This window comes from uncultured Candidatus Kuenenia sp., assembly GCF_900696675.1.
Taxonomy (GTDB): domain Bacteria; phylum Planctomycetota; class Brocadiia; order Brocadiales; family Brocadiaceae; genus Kuenenia; species Kuenenia stuttgartiensis_A.
On the sequence record NZ_CAADGZ010000018.1, the window covers coordinates 1 to 19,269 of the forward strand.

General features: G+C 41.0%; 17 protein-coding genes. 15 read left to right on the forward strand and 2 right to left on the reverse strand.

Features of this window, described 5'->3' with window-relative positions; all coding sequences use genetic code 11:
* Positions 1-161: 161 nt before the first annotated feature.
* From QZT26_RS04725 to QZT26_RS04750, 6 genes are all read left to right on the forward strand, one after another.
* Positions 162-1,196 carry an integron integrase gene (locus tag QZT26_RS04725; protein WP_164995776.1) on the forward strand — a complete coding sequence of 345 codons (1,035 nt, stop codon included), beginning with the start codon at positions 162-164 and terminating at the stop codon, positions 1,194-1,196.
* A gap of 146 nt (positions 1,197-1,342) precedes the next feature.
* On the forward strand, positions 1,343-3,121 hold the full coding sequence (locus QZT26_RS04730; protein WP_295101009.1) for a methyltransferase domain-containing protein: 1,779 nt from the start codon (positions 1,343-1,345) through the stop codon (positions 3,119-3,121).
* Positions 3,122-3,453: 332 nt separating this feature from the next.
* Entirely contained in the window at positions 3,454-3,810 is a 357-nt protein-coding gene (locus QZT26_RS04735) for a hypothetical protein (protein ID WP_295101011.1), read from the forward strand.
* Between the two features lie 588 nt (positions 3,811-4,398).
* Positions 4,399-4,620, forward strand: coding sequence for a hypothetical protein (locus tag QZT26_RS04740; protein WP_099325730.1), 222 nt, complete (start codon positions 4,399-4,401; stop codon positions 4,618-4,620).
* Positions 4,593-4,862, forward strand: a complete 270-nt coding sequence (locus QZT26_RS04745) for a type II toxin-antitoxin system RelE/ParE family toxin (protein ID WP_295101013.1) — start codon at positions 4,593-4,595, stop codon at positions 4,860-4,862. The genes QZT26_RS04740 and QZT26_RS04745 overlap by 28 nt, the downstream gene beginning before the upstream one ends.
* A gap of 158 nt (positions 4,863-5,020) precedes the next feature.
* Complete coding sequence (locus tag QZT26_RS04750; RefSeq protein ID WP_295101015.1) at positions 5,021-7,225, forward strand: thioredoxin domain-containing protein; 2,205 nt, start codon at positions 5,021-5,023, stop codon at positions 7,223-7,225.
* Between the two features lie 1,009 nt (positions 7,226-8,234).
* Here QZT26_RS04750 and QZT26_RS04755 read toward each other — a convergent pair.
* Entirely contained in the window at positions 8,235-8,834 is a 600-nt protein-coding gene (locus tag QZT26_RS04755) for an IS4 family transposase (RefSeq protein ID WP_320409728.1), read from the reverse strand.
* Between the two features lie 423 nt (positions 8,835-9,257).
* On the opposite strand from QZT26_RS04755, the gene QZT26_RS04760 reads away from it, so the two are divergent.
* The 9 genes from QZT26_RS04760 to QZT26_RS04800 all read left to right on the forward strand — a co-directional run bounded on the left by QZT26_RS04760 (position 9,258) and on the right by QZT26_RS04800 (position 16,327).
* Complete coding sequence (locus QZT26_RS04760; RefSeq protein WP_295101016.1) at positions 9,258-10,082, forward strand: A24 family peptidase; 825 nt, start codon at positions 9,258-9,260, stop codon at positions 10,080-10,082.
* A gap of 279 nt (positions 10,083-10,361) precedes the next feature.
* Positions 10,362-11,009 (forward strand): OmpA family protein, encoded by a 648-nt coding sequence (locus QZT26_RS04765; RefSeq protein WP_295101018.1) that lies wholly within the window; start codon positions 10,362-10,364, stop codon positions 11,007-11,009.
* Positions 11,010-11,019: 10 nt separating this feature from the next.
* On the forward strand, positions 11,020-11,643 hold the full coding sequence (gene hisH / locus QZT26_RS04770) for an imidazole glycerol phosphate synthase subunit HisH (RefSeq protein WP_295101020.1): 624 nt from the start codon (positions 11,020-11,022) through the stop codon (positions 11,641-11,643).
* Positions 11,644-11,775: 132 nt separating this feature from the next.
* Positions 11,776-12,507: a 1-(5-phosphoribosyl)-5-[(5-phosphoribosylamino)methylideneamino]imidazole-4-carboxamide isomerase gene (gene hisA, locus QZT26_RS04775; RefSeq protein ID WP_295101021.1), complete on the forward strand. Its 732-nt coding sequence runs from the start codon at positions 11,776-11,778 to the stop codon at positions 12,505-12,507.
* A 116-nt stretch (positions 12,508-12,623) separates the two neighbouring features.
* Positions 12,624-13,925: a DNA methyltransferase gene (locus QZT26_RS04780; RefSeq protein WP_295101022.1), complete on the forward strand. Its 1,302-nt coding sequence runs from the start codon at positions 12,624-12,626 to the stop codon at positions 13,923-13,925.
* 188 nt (positions 13,926-14,113) lie between these two features.
* Positions 14,114-14,323: a hypothetical protein gene (locus QZT26_RS04785; RefSeq protein WP_295101023.1), complete on the forward strand. Its 210-nt coding sequence runs from the start codon at positions 14,114-14,116 to the stop codon at positions 14,321-14,323.
* Between the two features lie 58 nt (positions 14,324-14,381).
* Entirely contained in the window at positions 14,382-15,212 is an 831-nt protein-coding gene (locus QZT26_RS04790) for a site-specific DNA-methyltransferase (protein ID WP_164995514.1), read from the forward strand.
* Complete coding sequence (locus QZT26_RS04795; RefSeq protein WP_295101024.1) at positions 15,202-16,116, forward strand: PmeII family type II restriction endonuclease; 915 nt, start codon at positions 15,202-15,204, stop codon at positions 16,114-16,116. The genes QZT26_RS04790 and QZT26_RS04795 overlap by 11 nt, the downstream gene beginning before the upstream one ends.
* A 37-nt stretch (positions 16,117-16,153) precedes the next feature.
* A complete protein-coding gene (locus QZT26_RS04800; protein ID WP_164995487.1) occupies positions 16,154-16,327 on the forward strand; it encodes a TdeIII family type II restriction endonuclease in 174 nt (57 codons plus the stop codon).
* Positions 16,328-16,521: 194 nt separating this feature from the next.
* Here QZT26_RS04800 and clpB read toward each other — a convergent pair whose 3' ends face one another.
* On the reverse strand, positions 16,522-19,116 hold the full coding sequence (gene clpB, locus QZT26_RS04805; RefSeq protein ID WP_164995486.1) for an ATP-dependent chaperone ClpB: 2,595 nt from the start codon (positions 19,114-19,116) through the stop codon (positions 16,522-16,524).
* Positions 19,117-19,269: the final 153 nt, after the last annotated feature.

Below are 19,269 nucleotides of genomic sequence, written 5' to 3' on the forward strand. Positions count from 1 at the left end.
CTTCATCGAAATGGTGAATCTCCTTTCAGGTGTTTTTTGTTATCAATATACCGCCGAATACCTTGGAAATCCTACCATTTCAATCCTATTCCTGCAACAAGGCTTTGCCTTGTTTGCAGGATTTAGGTGTTAATAATTTTCTTGAAGGCGACAAATCGTTAATGGATCCAAACTACCAGAAGAATAACCATAGTAAATTTCCCGACTTTAATGCTGTTATTGATAAATTACGAGAATTAATACGTTTAAAACATTATTCATACAGCACGGAGCAAACTTATATTGAATGGGCAAAAAAATTTCATACCTTTATTTTAGATTCGAAGGGAATCAAATTTGAAATAGATACATTGGATTCAAATGATGTCCGTAATTATTTAAGTTATCTGGCATTGAAGCAAAGAGTGTCGTCTTCAACTCAGAATCAGGCATTCAGCGCGTTGTTGTTCTTATTTAAAAATGTGTTGAATGTTGAATTGGGTGATTTAGGAGATACTGTCAGGGCGAAACGCGGGACAAAATTGCCGGTGGTTTTGACGGTGGAAGATGTGCAGGAATTATTTAAACAGGTAAAAGGAAGGAATCTTCTTATTATTCAGTTGATATACGGTTCCGGGCTCAGGCTTATGGAACTGGCCAGATTGAGGGTTAAGGATATTGATTTTGATTCGAATATGATTTTTGTACGCAGCGGCAAGGGCGATAAGGACAGGTCAACCATGCTTCCTGAATTTGTTAAACCGGAGCTGAAATTGCATCTGGATAAGGTCAAAGTACTGCATAATGAGGATGTGGAAAAAGGATACGGTGAGGTATATTTGCCGAACGCGTTAGATAGGAAATATCCCAACGCGCCGAAAGACTGGGGATGGCAGTATGTTTTTCCTTCCGAAAGGCTTTCCGTTGATCTGAGAAGCGGGAAAATCAGGCGGCATCATTTAAGTGATAAGGCGATTCAGAATATGGTAAAAGGGGCAGTTAAAAAAGCAGGGATTGTCAAAAATGCGTCTGTTCATACCTTACGGCACAGTTTTGCGACCCATCTTTTAATGAACGGGGTTAATATCCGGGAGGTTCAGGACTTACTTGGGCATAAGAATCTCGAGACTACGATGATTTATACGCATGTAATGCGGGATATGTCGAATGCGCCGAAAAGCCCGCTGGATAATCTCTATGGGAAAAAAAAGCTATAACAAAATTGATAAACGGGTGCAACCTCTGTATTATGTAAATCGACTATGCTGCAATAGGAAATCGGAGATTCCGGGGACACCATACTTAATTTTAGGAGGTTAGAACCATTAATACGCCAAAGGTTTATTTAAAACAGCTCGAAACGTTGTGGTTTCAGGTAACAGGCACTCATTGTAACCTACAGTGCGCCCATTGCTTTATCTCCTGCGGCCCCAAAAATACAACGCATGAGATGATAACCATTGATACAATACAGTGGTACTTGAAAGAGGCTGCAATGCTGGGTGTAAAAGAATTTTACTTTACCGGAGGCGAGCCTTTTTTACATCCTCATATAGTAGATATTTTACAAGAGTCACTAAAATACGGTCAGACCACAGTCCTTTCAAATGGCACCTTAATAACAGAGGATATTTCACAAACGCTAGCCCAGGTATCTCGCACATCCAAACATAAATTAGCATTCAGGGTAAGCCTGGAAAGTTTTATAGAGGAAGAAAATGACCAGATTCGTGGAGAGGGAGCATTTAAGAGGGCAATCAGGGGTATTCAATCCCTGACACATGCTGGTTTTAATCCGATTATTACGGTAGCCGATTGGTCGAAATATGGAAAGTTTACGAAAGAAACGGCAGAAGGGTTTCAGTTGCTTGAACGTTCTTTGAATATCCCACAGTTAAGACTCAAAAAACTACCTTTGGTTCTCCTGGGACGATGCGCCGAATTTGTCAGACCTTACGATGAGGGCGAACGGGTTACCGATCAGTGCTTTGATAATTACCCGATGGACAATCTCCAATGTACCACCAGCCGTATCGTGACCAGTAAAGGGGTATTTGTCTGTCCAATACTTATTGACGATCCCAAAGCATGGATGGGACGGACTTTGCAGGAATCCCTCAATCCATATACGATGGAATCGCCCGCTTGTTATACCTGCAGAACAACGGGATTAACCTGTAAAAATGAAAAGCATGATGCTAAGGATGCGGTCAGGAAATCGGTTAATGAATTTTATGCGGCGGCCGCCATTCAGCCCCAAAAGGAGCTATGCTGTCCCACCAGTTATAATGCGGCGGATATATCACACATTCCCCTGGAGGCGCTGAATATCTCATATGGATGTGGTAGTCCAGTAACACAAGCCAACATCAAACCGGGGGAGAACGTGTTGGATTTGGGATCCGGCGGTGGAATAGACTGTTTTATTGCGGCAAAAATGGCCGGAGAACAGGGACAAATTATCGGGGTAGACATGACAGACGAAATGCTGAGAAACGCCAATGCAACAAGAGAGATTGTTGCGCGGAACCTTGGTTATAATAACGTCCGCTTTATGAAGGGGTTTCTGGAAGAAATACCGGTTACGGATGAATGTGTCGATTTGGTAACATCCAATTGTGTCATTAATTTGTCAGCACAAAAGGAGAAGGTCTTTCAGGAGATATTCAGGGTACTAAAGGCGGGCGGCAGATTTGTGATATCTGATATAGTTTCCGACAGGGAAGTTCCTGTGTCTATGAAACAGGATAAAAAATTGTGGGGCGAGTGCATTTCCGGGGCAATTACAGAAGCAGAGTTTTTTAATATAACAAGGAAGATTGGTTTCTACGGACTGGAAATAGTAAATCGTTATCTCTATAAAGAAGTGGACGGCTTTACGTTTTATTCTATAACTGCGCGGGGACACAAATTTAAGAAATCAAAGGAGTGCGTGTACACCGGCCAATATGCAATCTATAAAGGGCCATTCAGTAATGTCTCAGATGATGACGGCCATACATATCCGGTAGGAACGCCAATAGAAATTTGCATTGATACGGCATGGAAACTCTCAAACCCTCCATATGAAGGGATGTTTATACTGTCCGGTGGTATGCAAAGCAAAGATGTAAAGACAGCATGCGGGCCAAAATGCTGTTAAGATAAAATTAAAAAGAATGGTGTAGCATGTAACATATCCTTTCTCGTATTCTGCCGAATCGTCAACTGCCATTTAACCTAACAAGTTCTTTTTATTTTTTTGCAATAAAATCAGGGCTTGGGAAAATATAGCTTTGCAATCGGCAATCTACAGTCGGCAGTTGACCAATGACTAAGACCAAATGACTAATGCAAACAAAACTAAGCAGTGCTTTCTTGAACTGTTAAATCCCCATAAGGATTTACTGTACAAATACGGCAAACACATAATACGGAACGTGAATGATGCTGAAGATGCATTGCAAACAACGATTATGAACGCCTACAAGACTCTTGATATATTTATGGACAATAGGTCCCGGCGGGCTTTTTTTCAAGGGACGCAGGGAAAAGGCTGACGTCAGATACCGGTCATCTGAAATACCATTGGCAAAGGTACAGCAGGATATCATACAAGATATAATCGTTGTCCATACACAGGTACATATCAGGCAGGAACAAATAACGATTGCAAAACAAGGTGTTATGGATGCGGAGAAATCTCTCAGGCTGAATGAAAACCGGCTGAAACATGGTATGGGATTGCCCCTTGAGGTATACTACAGGCCGAAGACGCCTTTATACAAGCAAGAAGGGATCGTATCCCGGCAATTATCGATTATAACAAGGCGCAATACACACTTTTTGTAAGTGTGGGAAACAGACCCTGGCGCCGGCATACCTCACTTGAAAGTCTTTGCAATCCGAACGGATGCTTTCCCGATTTTTTGTAAAAAAATTCAAAGGTAGGGTGCATTAAGCGATAGCGAATCCACCATTCAATACCATGTCCCTACAATAAATATCTCATCAATAATTAAGTATGGCGTCCCCTGAATATGATCACAAAAATTGACATTCAGGTTTTTATTGACAAAGCTTTTTAAAAAAATTACCCTTGTGCAAGGATGAACGAAGCAAAGCCGACTCTGCATTAAAGATAATTTTTGTAACTATTCAGCGTAATTTATTAAACTACCGGAGATCAGAGCGCAACTCGTTACCAAACCACAGTTTGGGAACACAATTGCACTGGAAACTTTGTTTCCAGTGCGTGTCAGACTTGACGAATTACAAACTGTCTTAACCCTGTGATTTTATTCCCTATCTATCAGCAAACAGGCGAGAAACCGGAGTTTCTCGAACAAATGCATTCCCAAACTGGAGTTTGGGAACGAGCCGTGTATCGTTTACTCTGAATAGTTACTAATTTTTCCATGTTTAAGGAGATATAACAAAATGATAAAAAAATTAGCCAAATTTAAACCCCGGTATGTTCTCGATAAGAAAGGTAAAAAAATTGCTGTTGTTTTTGATCTTCATGAATATCAATCTATTATAGAGTTTATTGAAGATGTCGAAGACTCCAGAGACCTATTAAAAGCGGAATTGAACGCCACCGACTTTACACCGTACGAGGAATTCCGGAAAAAATGGCTAAACCACAAGGTTATCAGATAATTCTTGAAAAGAGGGCTAAGAAGGAAGCTGAGAACATTCCTCCGCTACAGAGACACAGAATTGACAAAGCCATTAGTTCTCTTTCGGTTAATCCAAGACCTGTCTCATGTAAAAAAATTACACAAAAAGAAGGTTATCGCATTCGTGCCGGAAACTATAGGATTCTTTATACGATAGATGATAAAGCAAAGATAATCGTTATTTACCGCATAAAAGTAAAAGGCAAGGATACGTATAAATAAATTGATTATAACAAGGCGCAATACACACTTTTTGTAAGTGTGGGAAACAGACCCTGGCGCCGGCATACCTCACTTAAAACACGCACCTGAAAGTCTTTGCAATCCAGACACTTGTATTGGCAGCAATTCTGAAACATATGAGAGTAAAGGCCGCGCATATGAAAAAAACTTTATTTATATTTCTCGCCATATTCACAACCATATCTGCGGTGAATTTAAGAAATGTATCTTCCGATGCTGAGACAAAGGAAATGAAACATAGCTCCGCGCTCAACGATGCCGGAAAGAAACACAACAGGCTTATCCATGAAAAGAGTCCGTACTTACTGCAGCATGCAGACAACCCCGTAGACTGGTATGCCTGGGGGCCTGAGGCCTTTGAAAAAGCCAGGAAGGAAAACAAACCCATCTTCCTTTCCATTGGTTATTCAACCTGTCACTGGTGCCACGTAATGGCGCACGAATCATTCGAAGATCCGGAGGTTGCCAGGTTAATGAATGAGGTATTTATCTGTATTAAGGTAGATAGAGAAGAGCGGCCTGACATAGACAATATTTATATGCGTGTCTGCCAGATGATGACGGGCAGTGGCGGCTGGCCGCTTACTATTGTCATGACGCCTGACAAAAAACCCTTTTATGCCGGCACATATATCCCGAAGAAAAGCTATGGACGGATAGGCATGCTGGACCTGGTACCCCGTATCAAAGAATTATGGAACATACAACACGCTGATATTCAAAAATCAGCCAATCTGATTACGGCCAGTCTTGGCCAGTTTTCTCATGACCCTTCAGAGGTAAAGCTTGACGCCTCTACCTTAAAGGCTGCATATGAACTGCTCACCAGGCGCTTTAGTGAGCAGCATGGCGGTTTCGGCACTTCGCCAAAATTCCCGAGCCCTCAAAACCTTCTCTTCTTACTGCGCTACTGGAAGAGTACGGACGACGGGAATGCTCTTAGGATGGTGGTCAAAACCCTCCATTCCATGCGGAAAGGCGGCATATACGACCACATCGGATATGGTTTTCATCGATATTCTACCGACCCCGAATGGCTCGTCCCCCATTTTGAAAAAATGCTTTATGATCAGGCAATGCTGGCAATGGCATATACAGAGGGATATCTGGCAACGGGGAAGAAAGAATTCGGTGAGACCGCAAAAGAGATATTTGCATACGTTATGCGTGACATGACAGACCCGAAAGGAGGATTCTGCTCTGCCGAGGATGCTGACAGCGAGGGTAAGGAGGGGAAGTTTTATGTCTGGACAGAACAGGAGATTCGCCATGCCCTCAAAGAAGAAGATGCAAACCTGATTATCAATGTATTTAACATCGAAAAGGCAGGTAATTTCAAAGATGAAATAGCCGGCAGGAATACGGGAGACAATATTCTGCATCTGAAAAAAAGCCTTGCTGAAATAGCCTTAGAGAATAAGACATCATTGGATGAACTCAAAGAACGTGTCGAAACTGCCAGAAGGAAATTGTTTGCTGTGCGCAGTAAAAGAATTCGTCCGCACAAGGATGATAAAATATTGACAGACTGGAACGGGCTAATGATAGCTGCCCTGGCAAAAGGGGCGCAGGCATTTGATGCGCCGGAATATTTGGCTGCGGCAGAACGTGCGACAGGCTTCATTCTTTCGGACATGCGCAGACAGGATGGAAGATTGCTGCACCGTTATCGTGGCGGCCAGGCAGGCATACCGGCCTTTGCAGATGATTACGCCTTCTTTATATGGGGACTACTTGAACTCTATGAAACAAACTTCAATGTAAATTATCTCAGTACAGCGCTGGACCTGAACAGTGACATGATAAAACATTTCTGGGATAATCAAAACGGTGGTTTTTATTTTACTGCGGATGATGCAGAGGACCTTATCGTTCGGCAGAAAGAAGTCTACGACGGCGCTATACCATCCGGGAATTCAGTAGCGGCACTAAACTTATTCAGGCTTGCGAGAATCACCGCAGACCCTGAGCTGGAAGAGAAGGCAAATAAAACAATGCTCACCTTTTCCACGGAGGTAAAAAAGATGCCTGCCGGTTACACACAGATGATGATTGGGCTTAGTTTCGGAATAGGCCCTACTTATGAGATTATCATAGCAGGCAACCCGCGCGCAGTGGACACCAGGGACATGCTTAATACTCTCAGAAGACATTTTATACCCAATAAGATCGTACTCTTAAGACCGACAGATGAAGAAACGCCGGAGATCACCAGAATCGCCAAATTCACAGAGCATCAATCAGGCATAGACGGCAAAGCTACCGCTTATATCTGCCGTGATTACACATGTAAGATGCCTGTGACAGATACGAAAGAAATGCTTAAACTGCTCAAAGAATAGGGAACACTTCCCGTATTTCATTATAGCCCGCCGCTTCTTTTATATTTGCGGTTTATGTATTATGTGTATACCGGATTTGTCCTGCCTATCCTTCTGGCAAGGGATTCTTCTTGTTCAGGCGTCACAAGTATATGGACGTGGTCTGTCATAAGACAGTATGGGGTGCATTCCCGATTTTTTGTATATCTTCACACATTTTGTTTTTTTACAAAGAATTGTAATACTTTAGTCCTATGAAAAAAACCGCTCGTTCCCAAGCTCCGGCTTGGGAACGGGATTGTTTGAGAAGCTCCAGCTTCGAATGGAAAAGGGAATGAACCCATTATGTCAGCTTGGAGGCTTTTCAGTATGTTACCCAAGATATTTGGGAACCTCTTTTGAATCGAATAATACATGAAGCTTCGCTTGCCGGCTAAATGGAAGCTAGAGCTTCCAACACAATTACGTTCCCAAGCCGGAGCTTGAGAACGAGCATTTTTGTTTTTCAAAAATCTAAACTGTTACAAAAAATCAGGAATGCTCCCAACAGTATGCCCAAATATCCAACCCCCGTTTTTTGCTATAGACACTGAGAGTTTTTAGATAAAACGCCTTGTCTTCATCGTCAAAAAAGACGTCTCCCTGATTGTTTCCACGTTGAGTGATATGGTGCGGATAATTCACAGCGCATACTCTCGCTATTTTTTTGGCATACAGAGGAAAATATCACACCTTAAAGTGCATGTCAAAAATATGGGAAGTGTCCCTCCAATTCCTGTAATGCATCGCGCAGCCTTTGGGCATTTCGAAATGCGAATTTGTGTAACACTTTAGCTTTTTGAAAAATTCCTACAATAACGATATACCGTATTAATGCATCAGGAGCAAGGATGCTCCGGCATATCTTAGTTTTTTGAAAATGTAGCGCTGATCCCTTGTGGTAGGCTTGTGCGGGGGATAAACCTCCCGCGCTACGTATTCTGTTTAGTACTTATCAAATTCCCCTCATGGAAGGGGTAAGGGCTTATGTTTATACACATCTTTTTCCATTCCGTGTTTTCGGTTGCACAGGCCCAAAGGCTTTCCAGGCCAATGTGAAGTCTACCATTCGTTGCAGGCCAACCCACATGGTTTTTTGGCCTGGTGAGCCATCGCATTTGCGATTTAAGTATCCTTCCAGACTTGATACCATTACGGTAAAGTCTCCGGGCGATGGCGGGGTTTCGGGTGGAGCTTCATTTTTGGCAATCATATACACGGGTTTCCATTCATCATCCTCTAAAAGTGCTGTACACGGCAAATCCGGGCATTCCCTTCCAAACATGGTAACAAACAATACCCGCCATGCCACTATCATATAAAGAGCAATACACGGCTTGATACGCTCCGCTGTCTCCAATTGGCGCTCTTCTATCTTGCAACCGCTCTTTAATACTTTAAAATATATCTCTATCTGCCATCGGCAATGGTAACATTCCACCACGAGACACGCTTGCCTGAAGGTGTCTGCGGGGAGGCTGGTGAGCAGCAACCAGGCGATCGGCTCTTCTCCTCCGGGAGGATTGATCTCTTCACTGAAGGGCGTCGTGGGTAAACGACCTTCCGCATAATCGCTCTGGTATTCCTTTATTCATCCATCATCTCCTTGTAATGCAGTTTGTATTTACTCAAAAAGATAATTATAATTATTCAGTGTTTCTGTACCCAGCTAAATTTCTTAATATATCTTCTCCCTCGCCACAATGACTCTAAGGAAACGAAAAAGATGTGTATAAACATAAGGGGTAAGGGGTGGGTAAAAGTGAATGTTGTTGGGTTTTTGTCTTTTATAACCCAACCTAATTTATATTCGTTTATTATGACTTTGGCGTTGCCGTGGCGTAGAATGCTTTTAACTTGCATTCACCAACATGTTATGATATACAGTTGTGAACATTTTCTTTACGTATTTTGAAGGGCTACCGTTTAATAAAAAGGAAGTATTACTATCCAGAAAAATATACCGGATGTTTCTCATCCGTGGTTCTACCTTGTATTTTTTGTTGCGGGATTAGTGGTAGGGAGTTTTCTCAATGTCTGTATCTATCGAATCCCGAAGAATAAATCCTTGATACATCCCCGCTCATTTTGCCCGCACTGCAAGGTGTCTATCAATTGGTTTGATAATATTCCTGTTATTAGTTATATGTTTCTGCTTGGGCGTTGCCGGGCATGCGGAAACAGGTTATCAATACGTTATCCGCTCGTAGAATTGCTGACAGGTTGTGCTTTTTTACAACTGTATTATATTTTTATTGTATGCCGAAGTGAATCTTTCTGTGTGCTTTTTGGATATCTGGCTCTTTGTTGTGCGCTGATAATATCTGCCTTTGTTGATCTTGAATTACGCATAATTCCCAACGAAATCACCTTTATCGGTATTCCGGTCTTTGTTGTTTTAAGTATTGTATGTCCGGATCTGCATCATGCACAGAATACATTGAGAAGATTTACCTTTATTGACATACACCGGCTAGACTCGTTTATTGCCTCGCTCATCGGTATTTTTACCGGAGGCGGACTCATTTTCCTATGCGGTGTGATGGGAAGACTTCTTTTTAAAAAAGATGCCATGGGTTTTGGCGATGTAAAACTTATGGGTATGATTGGCGCTGTTGTCGGCTGGAAGCTGGCGGTGGCGGTATTTTTTGTTGCGCCATTTTTCGGACTTCTGATGGCAATCCCCGTATTTGTGTTTAAAAAAAGCCATTTGATCCCTTACGGGCCGTTTTTATCGATAGCTGCTTTGGTATGCATCTGTTTTCAGGATTATTTTATAGGGCAAATCAATTTATATATACTGGTATTCCGTGTTTTTTTAAATGGTTTTCCTGCCTAAAAATGCGGTATTTATCCTGTCAAAGCACCTATAGTCAAACAAATCTGATTTTTGAAAAGTAGGGGTTAAGCATTTGCCAGTTTGGGTATGAACTTATTTATGACAATTTATAGCAAATGCTTCGCCCCTACACTATACGGCAAACATCACTATTATTGGAATTTTTCAAAAAACTACAGTGTTACCAAAAAGAATGTATTTTTATAATGAGAAACTGCTTTGCGGTTTTCTGTATCCCTTAATTTCTAGTGGCATTGCTCGTGAAAGGAAAAAAAGAATATGTTAAAAAAGGTTGGATTGATGCGGGGTATTTGTCTTTTGGGAATGTTCGGAATGTTTGCGGTGGGAACAGGGTGTGGCGAGCTTAAGCAATTACGCGTTGAAAATCAGCAGTTGAGCCAGAGCCTTGCCAGTCTGCAGCAGGAAAACGCGAACCTTTCGGCGACGGCAAGCAGGTACGAAAGCGAACTCAACAGGCTTGAAAATTCGAGACGGGATCTTGAGTCAAAGCTGGCAGGCACAGGAGCAATCACAAAAATAAAGGACGGCTCTGTTTCTATTGTATTGCCAGACTCAATACTCTTTGATCCGGGACAAACGAAATTACGTGAACAGTCAAAGGCGACTTTGAAAAAAATAGCCGGAATATTGAAAACCGATATTTCAAATGAAATGGTAAGGATAGAAGGGCATACGGATAGTGATCCTATTCAAAAGCAAAAAGATAAATACCCTTCAAACTGGGAACTTTCAACCGCAAGGGCAAACTCTGTTTTGCATTATTTGGTAGATGAATGCAGCATTTCTCCCACAAGGGTATATGTTGCCGGGTTTGGGCAATTTCAGCCCATTTCGGACAATAAAACAAAGGCAGGCAAGGCGCAGAACCGCCGCGTAGAGTTTGTTATTATTAGCGGGGGTGGCTGAAACGCACTGCATGATTACCGTTGTCGATTATGGGATGGGGAACCTTCGCAGCGTAGAGAAAGGGTTCGAACGGTTTGGTTTTGAAGTCAAGGTAAGCGACAATCCAAACGATATCAAACATACTGACAAGCTGGTGCTGCCAGGGGTAGGCGCCTTCAAGGATGCCATGATCGGATTACAGAAGAGAGGATTAATAGAACCCATCATTGACTTTGTCCGGCGCGGGAAACCATTTCTGGGCATATGCCTCGGTCTTCAGTTGTTGTTTTCACGAAGTTATGAAGATGGTGAGCACATGGGGCTGGACATTATCCCGGGCAAGGTAATTCGATTTGATTTTTCCGGCAGGCAAACAAATGAAAAATTAAAAATTCCCCACATGGGCTGGAATCAGATTGATATTGTCAGGCAGGATAATCCCCTCCTGAAAAACGTTCCTTGTAACTCGTATATGTATTTTGTGCACTCGTACTATGTATGCCCTGAAGATAAAAATGTTGTTGCTACGGAAACGGAATATGGTGTGCGATTTACTTCAATGATATGGCACAAAAACATTTTTGCCACGCAATTTCATCCTGAAAAAAGTCAAAAATACGGCCTTGCCATACTTGAAAACTTTGGGAATTTATAGTGTAGGGGTGAAGCATTTACCATAAACTGTCATAAATGCGTTCATACCCAAGCTGGCAAATGCTTCGCCCCTACACCCACCCCGTACGGGTTTGTTTGTGTTTTTTAACCTTTAAACATCTGACCTTATCCTATGATTATTTTTCCGGCAATCGACTTAAAAGGTGGGAAATGTGTGCGATTAACCCAGGGGAAAAAAGACGAAGAAACCGTCTTTTCCGATGACCCCGTGGATATGGCGAAATTATGGGAAGATCAGGGTGCACAGTATCTGCATGTGGTTGACCTTGACGGGGCATTTGACGGGCTTCCTAAAAATCTTTCTATAGTGGAACAGATTGTCAACAACATAAACATTCCCATCGAATTCGGCGGCGGTTTAAGGACCACAGAATCAGTAAAATCCGTACTAGACCTCGGTGTGGAAAGGGTAATAATAGGAACAAAGGCCCTCGATTCCCCATCATGGGTTGAAGAACTTTGTTCCCTATTTCCCGGGCGTGTCGCGGTTGGCATTGACGCGAAAAACGGCAAAGTTGCCGTGCATGGATGGACGTCTCTCAGTGAAAAAACTGCTATAGATTTCGCACGAGAGATGGAGAAATTCTCGCCATGCGCGATTATTTTTACTGACATTTCAAAAGATGGAATGCTTCAGGGACCAAACATTGAAAGCCTGAAGGAACTTTTATCCTCTATAAAAACCCCGGTAATTGCTTCCGGAGGAATATCCTCGCTCAAAGATATTGAATACATCTGTCAATTGCCAGTAGAGGGTATGATTGTGGGAAAGGCGCTCTACACGGGACACATCAAATTCTCAGAGGCGAAGCAATTGTGCGATTCGATTTGCCTGAATAAATAATACGCCACTGAACTTCAATTCATCCTGTAAGCCGGGGTTAAAGTACGAAACCCAACCGTTCGGTAAATACCGCAAACCGTTTGCTAAAATAATATAAAACAAAAATGCAAGACATTTTGACAATTAAAGAAGCCAGTGAATGGGCGACAAACTACCTGAAAAAAAATGTAACGACTTCAAATATTTCTTACTTAATACAATACGGAAGGATTAAAAAGATTGGAGACAATGGAACGGTACAGGTTTCCAGACAGGACTTAATAAATTACTACAAATCTTTCAATGGCAAACGAGAAGTCTCCTGGAAAGACCAACTCGGTAACGACTTAAATTGGGCTTTATCATTTGACCAATACAAAGAAGCAGAAACAACCAAGCATGTTCACCGGCTTCATCCTTACAAGGGCAAATTCATTCCTCAACTTGTAGAGTATTTTCTTGACGACCACACCGACAATTTCAAAACAGAGATATATTTTAAAAAAGGTGACATTATTCTGGACCCTTTTTCCGGTAGCGGCACTACAATGGTTCAATGTTGCGAACTTGGAATGTATGCAATCGGCATTGATGTTTCAGCATTCAATGCCCTTATTGCAAATTGTAAAGTGACCAAATATAACTTGATTAATGTCCAAACAGAAATTAACCGCATCACAAAAGCATTAAAAGAATTCCTTTTTAATTCACAGACTTTGGAGTTTGAAGAAAAACTGTTACAAGCACTTTACGAATACAACAACAAATATTTCCCTATTCCTGAATATAAATACCTTTTAAGACAAGGCGAGATTGACGAAGTACAATATGGAGCAGAAAAAGAAAAAGAGTTTTTGCCTGTTTACAACAAACTTCTTAAACAATATGAGCTGAAACTCCGCCAGAAAAAATCCGACACGTTTCTTGGCAAATGGTATTCTCAACATATCAAGGAAGAAATTGAATTCGTATTCAATGAAATTAAGAAAATCAAAAACATTGACACCAAAAAAATTATCAGTGTAATTCTAAGCCGGACAATTCGAAGTTGCAGAGCAACTACCCATGCGGACCTTGCGACTCTTATCGAACCAGTGTCAGCTACTTATTATTGTGCGAAACACGGCAAAATATGTAAACCGCTTTTCTCCATCTTAAAATGGTGGGAAACATATACCCGGGATACCGTTAAACGGATCGCCCAGTTTGACAAGCTGAGAACACAAACTTTCCAGGTTTGTCTGACCGGAGATAGCAAGACTATAAACATATTTGAAGAACTACAAAAGAAAAATACTGCTTTTGCAGAATTAGCCAGGAAGCAAAAAACCAAAGGTATCTTTTCTTCACCTCCTTATGTAGGGCTGATTGACTACCATGAACAAAGAATCCTGGCCAAAAATAGATTACACCGTAGATGTCCTATGCCCGGAAAATAGGCTTGGGAAGCATGGATTATGAGCTGGTAAATTGTGAACAGGAAATGTTCCTACATATCCACATTACAAAAAATGGGCAATAGATTTTAAACTACGAACTTTTTACGTTGGACTTCATTTCTATTCAACTCGCAACCTTGACTCTCTTTAAAGAATTAAGAAAAGAAACACGGGGAGGAAACTTTTCAATGAAAACATATAAAGTAGCTTTAACAAGAACATATTTGGTTTCTATAAAAACAGAAAATAAAGAACAAGTGAAAAGGCTTTCAGAATTTTATATTGGAGATTGCCCTGATCGTTCTAGCATTCAAGATCGGTTAAAAAAGAAATTTATAATTGAAGATATTGAAATGATATATAATGAGGCGGAAGAAGTTTTAGATGTAGAGGACTAGATAGAAGATCAATGCTATAATAAAAATTATAAAATAAAATTATAGGGCTCGATGTTATATGAGAATAAATGATTTCATTAATAAGATAATATATGGTGATATAAAAGAGAAATTGCTGCAAATACCCTCTAACAGTGTTGATCTGATAGTTACTTCTCCTCCTTATGCAGATAAAAGGAAGATTATTTACAATACTATTCCAGCAGAAAAATATGTTGAGTGGTTTATGCCTATAACAGATGAATTGAAAAGAATACTAAATGAGAACGGTTCATTTATCTTAAATATTAAAGAAAAAGCTGAAAACGGCGAAAGACATACATATGTATTAGAATTAATCTTAGAAATGAAAAAACAAGGTTGGCTCTGGGTGGAAGAATACATTTGGCATAAAAAAAATTGTTATCCTGGAAAATGGCCAAATAGATTTAGAGATGCTTGGGAGCGCTGTCTTCACTTTACGAAGCAAAAAAAATTTAAAATGTTTCAAGAATCAGTAATGATACCTATTGGTGATTGGGTAGAAGAAAGGCTAAAAAATTTGAGCGAAAGAGATAAAATGAGGTTTGAGTCAAGATCCAAAAGTGGTTTTGGTAAAAACATTTCAAATTGGTTAAATCGTGACAAAGTTTATCCCACTAATGTATTACATCTGGCTACAGAATGCTCAAATAAAAATCACAGCGCAACTTTCCCAGTAGCATTACCTTGTTGGTTTATAAAGTTGTTTACAGAAGAAGGAGATGTTGTTTTAGACCCATTTATCGGCTCAGGGACTACGGCAATTGCCTGTCTCCAGCTAAACAGGAAATACATAGGGATTGAAATTAAAGAAGAGTATTATAAATTAGCCATAGAACGAATTAAAAATACGCAACATGAACTATGATGAAAAAGATTTAATCGTATATTTGTGTAAGAAGATATCTGGTATCGGAGATAAAACTGCATCCGCCATATCTGTTTATTTAGAAAATCTATCTAATCTATTCGAAAACATAGAAAAGCTAAATGATCTGCGAAAAGTCAGCGGAAAGAAATTATTAGATCCAAAACAAATTAAAGAATTATCAATCATTTTAACCGAATATTTTCCCAAAAAGATGTTAGATATAAGATATGCATGGATTTCAGTTTTAATAAGGGATTTTGTTAAAAATAGTATTAAAGAAATTAAAGAAACTACATTGGATACTCTTTTAATAAACCCATTCTTAATAAAAGCATTCGGATTTGATGACCATTGTGAGGTTGTAACTTTTTATTTCTATCAGAAAGTCACAAGATCTATTGTTACTTCATGGGGTTTTATTATAGAAGGAGTTTTATTATGCAGTGGTGCAGAAAAATCAGATTTAGAAGGTTTTGACATTATGATAACTCGAGAAGAAAAAGAATACCACTTCCAGGTTAAAACTAGTCCAAATACTATGAGTATTGAACAAGTACGGCAATTAAATGCTCATATTCAAAAAATCAAGGATATATCGAAACAGGTTCCAATGTTAGGAATGACTTATGGAAAACGTGAGCAAATTAATACACAGATACAATCTACATTAATAGGTTATCCTAAATCAGCAATAATTGGTAAAGAGTTCTGGGATTTCATAGCAAAGGAAGAAGGATATTGCAAGAAAATCTTGAACTGGATAAACGAAGTTATGGAATTACAACCAACAAATTTTTCTGAAACTTTAGAAGAAAAAAAATTATCCTTAATAAAAGACTGGGAAAATACTTGGGGAAAAGGAAAAATATCTATAGACAATGTCTTAAAAAATTATTTATAAGAAATAACGATGTCATACCTTCTTTACAGAAGTCGGTATGATGTACCACCCAAACGACTTTCTTATTGGAGAAGAATATTGGAACTTATTGGGAGGTAATAAGACTTTTCAGGAATTACTTGACGTATTTGATAAAGTTGGTAAACAATTTAAAGCAAAACTTCAGGAAAAGTTCAAACAAGTTGCAAAAGATAAATTAGATTCCTACTAATTTCATCTGCTTGTTCCAAAGCTCCTGTTTGTGAACAAGCAGTTTGGTATTTCGGTAGATTGGGGTTGAGGTACGAAACCAAACCAAACCAAACCAAACCAAACCAAACCAAACCAAACCAAACCAAACCAAACAGTTCAACTATTCCGGGTAGAAATTTGATTAAGAATTTGCAATCTTTCCAGCAGGACAAATCATTTATTTGTAAAAACAGCCTTCCCATCCTGCATATCTACCATGATTTCCGAGCCGTCTGGGAATTTCCCTCCCAAAATTTCCATAGAAAGCGGGTTTTCGATGAGCTGCTGGATGGTGCGCTTTAAAGGCCGTGCGCCAAAATGCGGGTCATACCCTTCTTCAATCAAAGTCTCTTTTACCCGGTCTGTAACGGTAAGTTTAAGGTTGTTTCTGGCGAGGCGCTTTCGAAGGTCGTTCAATTGTATGTCGGCAATCTGTTTGATTAGTTCTTTGGAGAGACTGTGAAAGACAATTGTTTCATCGATACGGTTAAGGAATTCAGGGCGGAAGGTCTCCTTCAGCGCCTGTTTTACCTCTCTTTTCAGTTCTTCTTCATTTTCAGGGCCGGTTAAATCCTGTATCCACTGGCTTGCGATGTTTGAGGTCATTACAATAATGGTATTCTTAAAATCAACGGTTCTGCCGTGTCCGTCAGTAAGCCGTCCGTCATCAAAAACCTGAAGCAAGACGTTAAATACATCCCGGTGTGCCTTTTCAATTTCATCGAATAGCACCACTGCATAGGGTCTTCTTCTTATAGCCTCAGTGAGTCTTCCGCCTTCTTCGTATCCCACATAACCAGGTGGGGCGCCTATAAGCCGTGCAACCGAGTGTTGTTCCATGAATTCAGACATGTCGATACGAACCATTGCATCTTCGTTATCAAACAAAAAGGCCGCCAGCGCCTTGCAAAGCTCCGTTTTCCCAACTCCGGTAGGACCAAGAAACAGGAAGGTACCGATAGGCCGGTTCGGATCCTGGAGTCCGGCGCGTGCACGCCGGATACCGTTTGACACGGCGGAAATTGCCTCTTCCTGGCCAACTACCCTCTCTTTCAGTCTTTCTTCCATCTTTAATAGTTTTTCCTTTTCACTTTCCAGCATACGTGATACGGGAATTCCAGTCCATTTGGCGACTACCATGGCAATGTCATCCTCACCCACCTCCTCATTCAGGAGGGATTTGGATTTTTGCAGTTCCTGTAATTCAAGGTGCTTTTCCTTTAATTTTCTTTCACATTCAATAATACGTCCATAGCGTATCTCAGCAACCTTTTCTAAATTTCCCTCCCTTTGGGCTGCTTGCTCCTCAATGCGCGCCTGGTCAATCTTTGCGTTAATGTCCTGTATTTCCTTGATAACCTTCTTTTCGTTTTCCCAGTGTGCCCGGAAAGCCCTGGATTCTTCTTTCAGGTCGGATAATTGTCTTTCAATTTTCTCTATGCGTTGTTTAGAAGCTTCGTCTTTTTCTTTTTTTAAAGCCTCTTTTTCTATTTCCAATTGCAGGATCTTACGCTCTATCTCATCAAGCTCAACAGGCATGCTGTCGATTTCTATCCTTAATTTTGACGCAGCTTCATCGATAAGATCTATTGCCTTGTCGGGCAGAAACCTGTCCGATATGTACCGGCTGGAAAGGGTCGCTGCAGCAATAATCGCTGAGTCTGTTATGCGCACTCCGTGATGCACTTCGTATCGTTCTTTTAGTCCGCGCAGGATTGCGATAGTGTCTTCAACGGTAGGTTCTCCCACATATACTTGCTGGAACCGTCGTTCCAGGGCGGCGTCTTTTTCAATGTATTTTCTGTATTCATCAAGAGTGGTGGCGCCCACGCAACGCAGTTCTCCACGCGCCAATGCCGGTTTTAGGAGGTTGGAAGCGTCCATTGCCCCTTCTGCGGCTCCTGCCCCAACCACGGTGTGCAATTCATCGATGAAAAGTATTATCTGCCCTTCCTTCTCGCTTATCTCTTTAAGAACCGCCTTAAGACGGTCTTCAAACTCCCCACGGTATTTTGCGCCGGCAATAAGCGCACCCATATCGAGCGACATTACCCGTTTGTTTTTTAAGCTTTCAGGGATATCTCCGTTTACAATGCGCTGGGCAAGCCCTTCGACGATAGCGGTTTTTCCCACGCCTGGCTCGCCGATGAGAACGGGATTATTTTTTGTCCTTCGTGACAATACCTGTATTACCCTGCGAATTTCGTCATCACGGCCAATAACGGGGTCAAGCTTTCCTCTTTGTGCCAGAGCAACCAGATCTTTACTGTATCGTTCAAGTGCACGGTACTTGTCTTCGGGAGTCTGGTCGGTGACTCTCTGGCTGCCCCGGATTTCTTTTAAAGCCTTGAGAATATTTTCCCGGTCAATGCCTGCCTCGTTTAATATTTTGCATGCGGAGGTATTTTTTTGCCGTGCCAGCGCCAGCAGCATATGTTCGGTGCTTAGGTATTCGTCCTTCAGCTTGCCGGCTTCTTCCCATGCAAAGTTTATCATATCGCGCAGTTCCGCACTCACATATGCCTGTCCCGGCGCTCCTGAGCCGCTTATTTGCGGAAGCTTGTTAACGGCCTCCATTGTTTTATCAAGAACAATATTTGCATCCACACCTAATTTTTGCAGGAGAGGAACTACGATGCCCTGCTCCTGCGTCAATAAAACCTCCAATACGTGCGCCGAAAGGATTTGCTGCTGCCTTTTTGATTCGGCTAATTCCTGAGCTTCCTGTATGGCTTCCTGCGCTTTTATGGTAAACTTATCAAGTCTCATAGTCTTCCTTTCAAAAGGTTAATTCTCACATAATGTTATTAAATAAGAATTCGTATGGTACAACCCTTCTTCCCTAACACGACATAGCCGGAACCAAACAAGCGCGAAACAAATTCTAAAATACAAAATAACAATGAAAAAAACCGGGTTTTG

Bases quoted from the DNA above. Each gene is read 5' to 3' on its own strand.
- hisH (WP_295101020.1), top strand. From the start codon at position 11,020: ATGATTACCGTTGTCGATTATGGGATGGGGAACCTTCGCAGCGTAGAG.
- QZT26_RS04785 (WP_295101023.1), top strand. From the start codon at position 14,114: ATGAAAACATATAAAGTAGCTTTAACAAGAACATATTTGGTTTCTATA.
- QZT26_RS04795 (WP_295101024.1), top strand. From the start codon at position 15,202: ATGAACTATGATGAAAAAGATTTAATCGTATATTTGTGTAAGAAGATA.
- QZT26_RS04740 (WP_099325730.1), top strand. From the start codon at position 4,399: ATGATAAAAAAATTAGCCAAATTTAAACCCCGGTATGTTCTCGATAAG.
- QZT26_RS04725 (WP_164995776.1), top strand. From the start codon at position 162: ATGGATCCAAACTACCAGAAGAATAACCATAGTAAATTTCCCGACTTT.
- QZT26_RS04800 (WP_164995487.1), top strand. From the start codon at position 16,154: ATGATGTACCACCCAAACGACTTTCTTATTGGAGAAGAATATTGGAAC.
- QZT26_RS04750 (WP_295101015.1), top strand. From the start codon at position 5,021: ATGAAAAAAACTTTATTTATATTTCTCGCCATATTCACAACCATATCT.
- hisA (WP_295101021.1), top strand. From the start codon at position 11,776: ATGATTATTTTTCCGGCAATCGACTTAAAAGGTGGGAAATGTGTGCGA.
- QZT26_RS04790 (WP_164995514.1), top strand. From the start codon at position 14,382: ATGAGAATAAATGATTTCATTAATAAGATAATATATGGTGATATAAAA.
- clpB (WP_164995486.1), bottom strand. From the start codon at position 19,116: ATGAGACTTGATAAGTTTACCATAAAAGCGCAGGAAGCCATACAGGAA.
- QZT26_RS04765 (WP_295101018.1), top strand. From the start codon at position 10,362: ATGTTAAAAAAGGTTGGATTGATGCGGGGTATTTGTCTTTTGGGAATG.
- QZT26_RS04745 (WP_295101013.1), top strand. From the start codon at position 4,593: ATGGCTAAACCACAAGGTTATCAGATAATTCTTGAAAAGAGGGCTAAG.